This is a genomic window from Pseudogracilibacillus amylolyticus (SeqCode) (genome assembly GCF_051918545.1).
In the GTDB taxonomy this organism is placed as follows: Bacteria; Bacillota; Bacilli; order Bacillales; family Amphibacillaceae; genus Pseudogracilibacillus.
The window spans coordinates 1-9,370 of sequence record NZ_JBPPZG010000159.1; the positions used below are offsets into that span (position 1 = coordinate 1).

Annotated in this window: 9 protein-coding genes; 8 read left to right on the forward strand and 1 reads right to left on the reverse strand. The window is 35.2% G+C overall.

Annotated elements, in window-relative coordinates; translation table 11 throughout:
• Window positions 1-475: 475 nt before the first annotated feature.
• Window positions 476-1,171 carry an RluA family pseudouridine synthase gene (locus ACPYKA_RS15400; protein WP_479543101.1) on the forward strand — a complete coding sequence of 232 codons (696 nt, stop codon included), beginning with the start codon at window positions 476-478 and terminating at the stop codon, window positions 1,169-1,171.
• Window positions 1,172-1,180: 9 nt separating this feature from the next.
• Here ACPYKA_RS15400 and ACPYKA_RS15405 read toward each other — a convergent pair whose 3' ends face one another.
• Window positions 1,181-2,149, reverse strand: coding sequence for a COX15/CtaA family protein (locus tag ACPYKA_RS15405; protein ID WP_479543102.1), 969 nt, complete (start codon window positions 2,147-2,149; stop codon window positions 1,181-1,183).
• A gap of 478 nt (window positions 2,150-2,627) precedes the next feature.
• On the opposite strand from ACPYKA_RS15405, the gene cyoE reads away from it, so the two are divergent.
• The 7 genes from cyoE to ACPYKA_RS15440 all read left to right on the forward strand — a co-directional run bounded on the left by cyoE (window position 2,628) and on the right by ACPYKA_RS15440 (window position 9,201).
• The gene (gene cyoE, locus ACPYKA_RS15410; protein ID WP_479543103.1) at window positions 2,628-3,557 is read left to right on the forward strand and encodes a heme o synthase; all 930 of its coding nucleotides are present in this window, start codon (window positions 2,628-2,630) and stop codon (window positions 3,555-3,557) included.
• A 70-nt stretch (window positions 3,558-3,627) separates the two neighbouring features.
• On the forward strand, window positions 3,628-4,701 hold the full coding sequence (coxB, locus tag ACPYKA_RS15415; protein WP_479543104.1) for a cytochrome c oxidase subunit II: 1,074 nt from the start codon (window positions 3,628-3,630) through the stop codon (window positions 4,699-4,701).
• Between the two features lie 48 nt (window positions 4,702-4,749).
• Window positions 4,750-6,615, forward strand: a complete 1,866-nt coding sequence (ctaD, locus tag ACPYKA_RS15420; RefSeq protein ID WP_479543105.1) for a cytochrome c oxidase subunit I — start codon at window positions 4,750-4,752, stop codon at window positions 6,613-6,615.
• Window positions 6,616-6,618: 3 nt separating this feature from the next.
• Window positions 6,619-7,245: a cytochrome (ubi)quinol oxidase subunit III gene (locus ACPYKA_RS15425; protein ID WP_479543106.1), complete on the forward strand. Its 627-nt coding sequence runs from the start codon at window positions 6,619-6,621 to the stop codon at window positions 7,243-7,245.
• 3 nt (window positions 7,246-7,248) lie between these two features.
• A complete protein-coding gene (ctaF, locus tag ACPYKA_RS15430; RefSeq protein ID WP_479543107.1) occupies window positions 7,249-7,578 on the forward strand; it encodes a cytochrome c oxidase subunit IVB in 330 nt (109 codons plus the stop codon).
• 229 nt (window positions 7,579-7,807) lie between these two features.
• The gene (ctaG, locus tag ACPYKA_RS15435; protein WP_479543108.1) at window positions 7,808-8,713 is read left to right on the forward strand and encodes a cytochrome c oxidase assembly factor CtaG; all 906 of its coding nucleotides are present in this window, start codon (window positions 7,808-7,810) and stop codon (window positions 8,711-8,713) included.
• A 32-nt stretch (window positions 8,714-8,745) separates the two neighbouring features.
• Window positions 8,746-9,201: a DUF420 domain-containing protein gene (locus ACPYKA_RS15440; protein WP_479543109.1), complete on the forward strand. Its 456-nt coding sequence runs from the start codon at window positions 8,746-8,748 to the stop codon at window positions 9,199-9,201.
• Window positions 9,202-9,370: the final 169 nt, after the last annotated feature.

A 9,370-nucleotide genomic window follows, 5' to 3' on the forward strand; every position in this document is an offset into this window, starting at 1 on the left:
AGCAGAAACCCACTGCTTCTGAGTCTTCAGACACGTGCTTTTCCCGCAGGAGTCGACTGCCCTCCGGCTCCAATCAACTATAGAGATAGTGGTAAAAAACTGTGCAGAGCTGTTTACCAAACATAACCAGCGAAGGAAATACACGGAGACTCCTGTGGGAGGAAAGGCCTAGGTGAGACCCAAGTGCGTAGCACGAAGGGGCTCAACAGCCGCCCACGGAAAGCGTAGTGTATTTCCGTAGCGGTATTCTGTTTTGTAGCTTCGTTTTTATTTGCACGATGGAAATCAACGAAGCTATTACTAGTTTTAAATTTTCACTACTGCACAGTTTCCTTCAACTACGTATCTAGCATCATTGTTAGATTAGCAACATTTGTACATTCTATTTTGTAATCCGTCGTGAAATCGTAATGTTTATTATGTCATCCGACCCTAATTCTCTTTATCTATGAAATGTTTATGAGGAGTTTTATTAATGGAAATACCTATATTATATGAAGATAATCATTTATTGATCGTGGAAAAGCCGGTAAATGTACCTGTACAAGAAGATCGATCAAAGGATCCAGATCTATTAACGGTTTTAAAACAAGATATAAAAATGAGATATAATAAGCCTGGCAATGTCTATTTAAGTCTCGTGCATCGGTTAGACAGACCTGTTGGTGGTGCGATTATATTAGCTAAAACATCTAAAGCGGCTTCTAGAATGGCTAACATTTTAAGAAAGCGAGAGTTGGAAAGAAAATATTTAGCGATTGTTCGTGGAAAAGTAGCTAGTGGGAAAGGGACTTTAGAACATTACTTACAAAAAGATAGAAAGAAAAATGAAGTTTTGGTAGTAGATCCTAACGCTGATAATGCAAAAAAAGCAATTTTACATTATCGAGTATTAGGACAAAAAGATAAACTGTCCTTAATTGAAGTTAGATTAGTGACTGGAAGATCTCACCAAATAAGAGTTCAATTAAACGCAATTGGAAATCCGTTGTTTGGGGATCAGCTATATGGTAAGCGAATAAATAACGTAGGTCAGCAGATTGCATTATGGGCATATGAATTATCTTTTATTCATCCTGTAAAAAAGGAGAGAATAACGGTACAGTCAAATCCGCCTAAGAAATTTCCTTGGGATATTTGGAGTAAGAATATGATAAAAAATGAGATTTAGGAGTAATCCCTAAATCTCATTTTTAGCTTCTATACTATAAGAAACTTTATTTTTTACTGGAACTTTACTTTCTTGTTGTGCACTTCGATAAGAGAGTAGAAGGAAATAACTCAAGTTTCCAAAGTAACAAGTAATAAATAATGCGTGTAGTAATGCTACCCATAAATTTAACTGGGTAAATATGATAAGTGCTCCAAATATGACTTGTAAAGTAATAAGAGCAAGCGTGATGCTCCAACCCCAATACATAATACGGTTAGCCCGATAATTTTTATATACTTTAATGAAGAAACGGATTGTCCAAATGAACAAAATCCCTGCTAAAAGACGATGACCCATTTGAACCCATTGATGAAAGTTGTAATCCCAGAAGGCAAATGGATGAATGTTATTACAGAATGGCCAACTACCACAAACAAGATTTGCATTTACATGTCTTACTAATGCACCTGTATAGACAACAATGATTGTAAAAACAGATAATAAATAAATTTCAATTCGGTGATTCTTTTTGATATATAGTGTATTCGCGTCTAATTTTTTATCTATTTCAAATACTAACAGCATTAATAAGAAAACAGATGCAAACGATATTAACGATATGCCAAAATGAATAGCGAGAACAAAATCAGATTGCCCCCACATAACTGCTGCTGCTCCAATTAGTCCTTGTAAAATAAGAAAGAATAAAGATAGAAAAGCTAAAAACTTAACTTCCCTTATATGTCCAATTACTAACCAAGATAAAACTGCCAGTAAAAGAACTGTCACTCCTATAATTGTAGAAACTAACCGGTGACTATATTCAATGATTAATTCAGGCGTAATTTCAGAAGGAAAAAGTTGTCCGTTACATAGTGGCCAACTACTGCCACATCCCATTCCTGAATCTGTTTTTGTAACTAAGGCACCACCTAATAAAATAAATATCATACCGATCGTAGATACTACTGATAACCATTTAATTGATCTAATCATAAAATAAGCCTCACTTTGTTGTATATAATGGTATTTAGTATGTAACGAATTATTTTATAGTTAATACCAAATAATAAATAATATAAATAATTGTTCGTTATCAATCATAGCTGTAGTGCAATAAATAAATCAATTAATTTAAACAGTGTTTTTCAGAATGACACATACTTGTCACAGTTTTGTAAAACTTTCTTTTAAAAATGTGATTTTTAGCACCACATCATTAGAATTCCTTGCAATATGAAATGAAATTTGCTAAAACTAATGATAGAAGTTATTATGTAGTATCGATTTGTACGTGAGTTTTTTTCTTGATATATTTTTCTTTATATCTATAATGAGGAAAGTGTACAATAAGATACTCTGCAATGAATTCATTATATGTCAAATAGGGGAAGCAAGTATAGTGAAAAGTATATGAAGATAAATATCTTTTTATATTCTTTCATTTTCAATTGGGAAGGGAGGCTATCATGAAATGACTGATGGAGAAGTTTCGCCTTCTTCTATAACAATCAACGAGACCGCTGTATTAAATAAAGGAAAACTAAACCTTAAAGATATTAAATCAGTTATTAAAATAGGGATAGTAAATTCCAATTTATTTACAGTTTTTGCAGGTTATTGGCTTGCCCTTTACTTTGCGGAAGCGTCGTTTATGGAAAACATTAAATTATTTCTATTAACGATGGTTGGCAGTATCTTTGTGTTAATAGGTGCGAGTGTACTGAATAACTGGTATGACGTCGATATAGATCCAGTGATGAGCCGTACAAAAAATCGGCCAACGGTGACAGGGAAAGTATCATTAAATAGTGTATTGTTTTTAGGAATTGTTTCTACATTATTGGGACTAATTCTTTTATATCTCACAACCATTACAGCAGCAATAGTTGCATTTATTGGGTGGTTTACATATGTAGTTTTATATACGATATGGTCAAAAAGAAAATATACCCTTAACACTGAAATTGGATGCATATCCGGAGCAGTACCACCATTAATTGGTTGGTCTGCAGTTAACCCAGAATTATTTCATATCGTGCCGATTGTACTATTTGTAATTATGTTTATATGGCAAACGCCTCACTTTCTTGCATTAGCGATGAAAAACTGTAAAGAATATAAAGCAGCTGGAATCCCTATGCTCCCTGTAGTACATGGATTTGAATTTACAAAACGACAAATTGTCGTTTACATTGCATGTTTACTTCCTTTGCCTTTTTTCTTAGGTGAACTAGGGATAACATTCCTAATTAGTGCAACAATCTTAAATCTAGCTTGGCTATTAATAGGTCTTAGTGGATTCTTCATGAAGAATGTAATGAAGTGGGCTAATATCGTTTTTTTCTATTCATTAGGCTATCTCATCATTATTTTTTCTACGATGATTATAGTAACTATATAATATAGAATAAAAAAACCAGCCCTATATGAAAATCAATGTAGTATTAAATGAGAAAGAGAGGTATGCATACATGAAAGGTTGGATGGGAAAACTTAGAGCCTTAATTTTATTAGGTTCTTTAGCCTTTGTACTATCAGGATGTGGTAGAGACAATCTGACAGCGCTTGTACCGAAAGGGTATGGAGCAGATATTTCAATGCAACTAATAATATTAACAACGGTGGTTATGACGTTTGTATTTTTAGTTGTAATTGTTTTGTATGTAATTGTATTAACGCGTTTTCGTAAGAAAAAGGGAGATCCAGTTATTACTCCTGAACAGGTAGAAGGAAATAAAACGCTCGAAGCCGTTTGGACGATCATTCCGATTATCCTTGTAGTGATCATGGCGGTTCCTACTGTGTTTGCTACGTTTCATTTAGCAGATGATTCAGATGCAGCAGACCATATTAATATTAATGTTACGGGTAATCAATACTGGTGGCATTATGACTATCAAAATGAAGAAATCGCAACGAGCCAAGACTTATATATTCCTGTAAACACAAAAGTTTATATTCATTTACTTACAAATGATGTTCTTCACTCTTTCTGGGTACCTAGTCTTTCAGGAAAACTAGACGCTAACCCGGAAAACGAGAATACATTGTATATTCAAGCCTACGAGGAGGGAGTATATTTTGGAAAATGTGCTGAACTCTGTGGACCTTCACACTCATTGATGGATTTTAAAGTTGTCGTTGTAAGTGAAGAAGAATATGATCAATGGGTTACAGATATGCAAAACTTTAATTCAGAAGAACTTGATTTAGATGCAGTTGCTCAAGAGGGGAAAGAGCTATTCGAAGAAAAAGCGTGCATAAGTTGTCACGCAACAGATACACAAAACTATTCTGCGGGAACTGTACCGATTGGTCCAGACCTAACTCAGTTCGGTGACCGTTCAAGATTTGCAGGAGTTCTAGATCCAACAAAAGAAAACTTGGTTAAATGGATTCAAAATCCGGAGTCATTAAAACCTGGTAACTTAATGACTGGAGCTCATCCTAAACTTTCAGATGATGAGGCGGATAAGATTGCAGAGTATTTACTGCAGTTAAAACCATCTAGTGTTACAGCTGAAAGTAAGGAAGATCAATCCTAATAACTTTTTATAAAAGTTTAAAGATCATCACTATAGGAGGTAGTTAATTTGAGTATTGCAGCTACTGGTAAACGAAGCTTTGGTGCTTTCTTGTGGGACTATCTTACAACAGTAGACCATAAGAAAATTGCTCACCTGTACTTGGCGGGTGGAGGTTTCTTTTTCATATTTGGTGGACTGGAAGCGCTCGTTATTCGTATTCAGTTAATCAAACCAGAAAATGACTTTATAAGTGCCGGTTTCTACAATGAAATGATTACAATGCACGGTACGACAATGATATTTTTGGCGGGGATGCCCATACTGATAGGGTTGATGAACGCCGCCATGCCATTACAGATCGGAGCACGAGATGTTGCGTTTCCGTTTCTAAACGCACTTAGTTTCTGGTTATTCATATTTGGAGGATTATTACTACACGTAAGTTTCTTAACTGGTGGAGCACCGGATGCCGGATGGACATCTTACGCATCACTTGCTATGCAGTCACCGGGTCATGGTGTCGACTATTATATATTAGGTCTACAAATTGCCGGGGCTGGTACATTAATGGGTGGTATTAACTTTATTGCTACCATCGTTACAATGAGAGCACCTGGTATGACTTACATGCGTATGCCTTTATTCACATGGGCAACATTTATTACTAGTGTTTTAATCTTATTTGCGTTCCCACCACTTACTATTAACTTATTCTTATTACTGTTTGATCGTATGTTTGGAACGGCATTCTTTAATGTTGCCTTGGGTGGAAATACGATTATTTACCAGCATATCTTCTGGATATTCGGACACCCTGAAGTTTATATTTTAATATTACCGTTATTCGGTATCTTTAGTGATGTATTTGCGACTTTCTCGAGAAAGAGATTGTTTGGATATACTGCAATGGTTTTTGCGACAATGCTAATTGCATTTTTAGGATTTATGGTTTGGGCTCACCACATGTTTACAGTTGGTTTAGGGCCGGTTGCTAACTCAATCTTTGCTGTTGGTACAATGGCGATAGCCGTTCCAACAGGTATTAAGATATTTAACTGGTTGCTCACAATGTGGGGCGGTCAAGTACACATTAATTCAGCGATGCTTTGGGCACTCGGATTTATTCCAACTTTTACAATTGGTGGAATGACAGGAGTTATGTTAGGATCAAACGTTGCTGACTATCAGTACCATGATACGTACTTTGTTGTTGCACACTTCCACTATGTAATCGTCGGAGGAACTATCTTTGGTATCTTCTGTGGATTACACTACTGGTGGCCAAAAATGTTCGGACGCATTTTGCATGAAGGTATGGGTAAATTCTCGTTTTGGGTATTCTTTATTGGATTCCACTTAACATTCTTTATCCAGCACTTTTTAGGTCTAATGGGAATGCCACGTCGTTACTGGGTATTTTTACATGACCAAGGACTAGAATTAGGTAACTTTATAAGTACGATTGGTGCATTTTTAATGGGGGTTGGATCAATAGTATTTATTATCAATATTATTTACACAGCAGCTAAAGGTGAAAAAGCAGCTGCCGACCCATGGGATGGACGTACACTTGAATGGTCTGTTTCATCTCCACCTCCGTACTACAATTTTGAACAACTTCCACTTGTTCGTGGACTTGATCCATTATGGATTGAGAAGATGGAAGGAGACGGAAAAATTCCTCCGGGAGAGCCATTAGATGATGTTCATATGCCAAACGGTTCATTCATACCATTCTTAATGGGATTAGGATTCTTCGTTGCAGGAATAGGATTTATTTATCAAGTAGACCATAGCTTATGGTATTTAGCACTTTACGGTGGTATGGCCTTCTCAATAGGCTGTATGGTTGTTAGATCACTTAAAGATGATTTTGGCTACTATATCCCTAAAGAAGAACTTCAAAAGGCATTAGAAGGGGAGGCAAAATAAAAGATGAGTCATAATCATAGCAGCTTATTTCCAGAAGTTATGCCAGCAGAACCAGAAAAAGCTACATTAGAAGGAAAAAATAAATTCTTTGGACAGTGGTTCTTCCTTGGTGGAGAAACAGTATTATTTGCAACTTTATTTGGGACTTACCTCGCATTGAAAAATTCAACTGCGGGGGGGCCTTCCTCTGATGAAATATTTGGTTTAGGTTTAGTATTTGTAATGACAATGTTACTATTAACAAGCTCACTTACAAGTGTTTACGCAATGTATCATATGCGTAATAACGATTTTAAAAAGATGTATTTATGGTTAGGAATTACCGGGCTACTCGGTATTGGATTCTTAGCATGTGAAGTCTATGAGTTTGCGCATTACATTACTGATTATGGATTTACTTTCCGTTCATCTGCTTTTGGATCAGCATTCTATGCGTTAGTTGGATTCCACGGAGGACACGTTTTATTCGGAATTTGTTGGTTAATTACATTGTTGATTCGAAATGCTAAAAGAGGTTTAAACCTTTTTAACGCACCAAAATTTAATACCTTTAGTTTATTCTGGCACTTTATTGATGTTGTCTGGGTATTCATCTTTACAGTAGTTTACTTAATGGGAAAGGTGGGTTAATCGATGACAAACGAGCAAAATACAAATTTAAACCAATCTGAATCATTTAAAAGACAGAAAAACAAAGAAGAAATGCAAAAACAGCTCATTTCCTTTGCTTTAATGATAGTCTTTACACTCATTGCTTTCGCTATTGTTGCAACAGGTACTTTACCAAGCATGTATGTAGTGCCGATTATTTTCATCATGGCGATTGTGCAGGCTGGTTTTCAGTTCTATTATTTCATGCATATGAAAGATAAAGGTCATGCGATGCCTGCCACATTAATTTATGGTGGTGTCTGGGCTGCATTTTTAACGCTAGCAGGATTAATGGTTATATCTTGGTGGTAAACTTTAAAAAACTGGAGAATATTCTCCAGTTTTTTTATTACTTATTGAATGATTCCGATTGTCCATGATGATACTAAGTTGCAACAAAACATTCGAACTATACATTTTCTGTTCCAATAACGTTAGTAAATTGTCACATGTGAAGTGTGAAAAACAATTCAGATGCGATATAATATATGTGGGAATTTATTTTTAGTTGGCAGAGATTGTTAAAGAGGTGGATTTAAAAATGTGGTTAGAGATACAAATATTTGGATTTCGGGCATTATGGAGTCCTTATTTTCTAACATTTATAATAATGTTAGGTTTAGTCTATTTTATTATTACTGGACCAAAGCGATCAATATTTGGCGAAGTATCTAAACCGACCATTAATCAACAATTATTTTTCTATACTGGATTAATTTTACTCTATCTTGTTAAGGGTGCGCCAGTTGATTTATTATCCCATATCATGATGAGTGCACATATGATCCAAATGTCTATTTTGTATTTTGTTGTACCGATTTTCTTTATTCGTGGTTTACCGACATGGTTTATCGAACGATTTATTGAGTTACCAGTTATTAAGCCTCTATTTCGGTTTTTTACACATCCTTTGATCGCTTTAGCTTTATTTAATAGTTTATTTTCTATATATCATTTACCTGTTATCTTTGATTTTTCAAAAAGTTCACCTGTTGCTCATTTTGGAATAACAATAATCTTATTTATTCTATCTCTTTGTATGTGGTGGCCGATTGTAACACCACTTAAATCTTATGATACACTTAATCCACTAATAAAAATGGGTTATTTACTAGGCAGTATTCTAATTATTTCAATTGCCTGTGCATTAATGATTTTTTCAACAAAGTCACTGTATACTGCTTATACTTCACAAGGAGCTTGGATTCAAGCACTTAGTTTATGTGTGCCAAGTGATGTATTAACAGGATTATCTGGAACATTGTCAGGAGCCGAGATGTTTTCACCTTTAAGTGCTCAAGAAGATCAGCAATTAGGTGGAATATTAATGATGTTTTTACAACAAATTATTTATGGGTTTGTTTTAGCATGGATCTTTTTTGGTTGGTTTTCCAAAAAGAATATGGGTGTCGATCCAATGCCAGATTCGCTACCTTATTCAAAGTAAAATGTTCGACACGATAAGAAAGGAATTATTAAATGGAAATTTTGCCTTTTATTAGTACATTATTAATCGCTTTGAGTGCAATTTTAGTTGCAATTGGTTGGAGATTGATCATCAAAGGAGAAAAAGAAAAACATAAAAAAACAATGGTTGCTGCTGCAATAAGCGCCTTACTGTTTTTAATCATTTATGTATCAAGAACTATTTTTATTGGTAATACTAGTTTTGGCGGACCCGATAATATCAAAATTTACTATACTATCTTTTTAATTTTCCACATCATTTTGTCGATGACTGGCGCAATCTTTGGTATAGTGACATTGCGACTTGCTTTTAAAGGTAATTTTAAAAAACATAAAAAAATTGGTCCAGTTACAAGTATTATATGGTTTTTTACAGCAGTTACCGGAATTATGGTCTATTTATTCTTATACATTATATATGAGGGTGGAGAAACGACAAGTATGATTCGAGCCATATTAGGGTATTAATTAATTTTAAGAGGATGTTCAAAAAGTCCGGTAAAAATGACACTGCGTTAGGGGGAACTTCGACTATACCGACACGTCCTGTGTCGAACGTCGAAGTCATCACATCCTGTGAAAGTCCGCTGCCGGGAACTGCGCCGCCTCGAACTTCCGACGTACAGGACGTACTAGT

Bases quoted from the DNA above. Each gene is read 5' to 3' on its own strand.
- coxB (WP_479543104.1), top strand. From the start codon at position 3,628: ATGAAAGGTTGGATGGGAAAACTTAGAGCCTTAATTTTATTAGGTTCT.
- ACPYKA_RS15425 (WP_479543106.1), top strand. From the start codon at position 6,619: ATGAGTCATAATCATAGCAGCTTATTTCCAGAAGTTATGCCAGCAGAA.
- ctaF (WP_479543107.1), top strand. From the start codon at position 7,249: ATGACAAACGAGCAAAATACAAATTTAAACCAATCTGAATCATTTAAA.
- ACPYKA_RS15400 (WP_479543101.1), top strand. From the start codon at position 476: ATGGAAATACCTATATTATATGAAGATAATCATTTATTGATCGTGGAA.
- ACPYKA_RS15405 (WP_479543102.1), bottom strand. From the start codon at position 2,149: ATGATTAGATCAATTAAATGGTTATCAGTAGTATCTACGATCGGTATG.
- ctaG (WP_479543108.1), top strand. From the start codon at position 7,808: ATGTGGTTAGAGATACAAATATTTGGATTTCGGGCATTATGGAGTCCT.
- cyoE (WP_479543103.1), top strand. From the start codon at position 2,628: ATGACTGATGGAGAAGTTTCGCCTTCTTCTATAACAATCAACGAGACC.
- ACPYKA_RS15440 (WP_479543109.1), top strand. From the start codon at position 8,746: ATGGAAATTTTGCCTTTTATTAGTACATTATTAATCGCTTTGAGTGCA.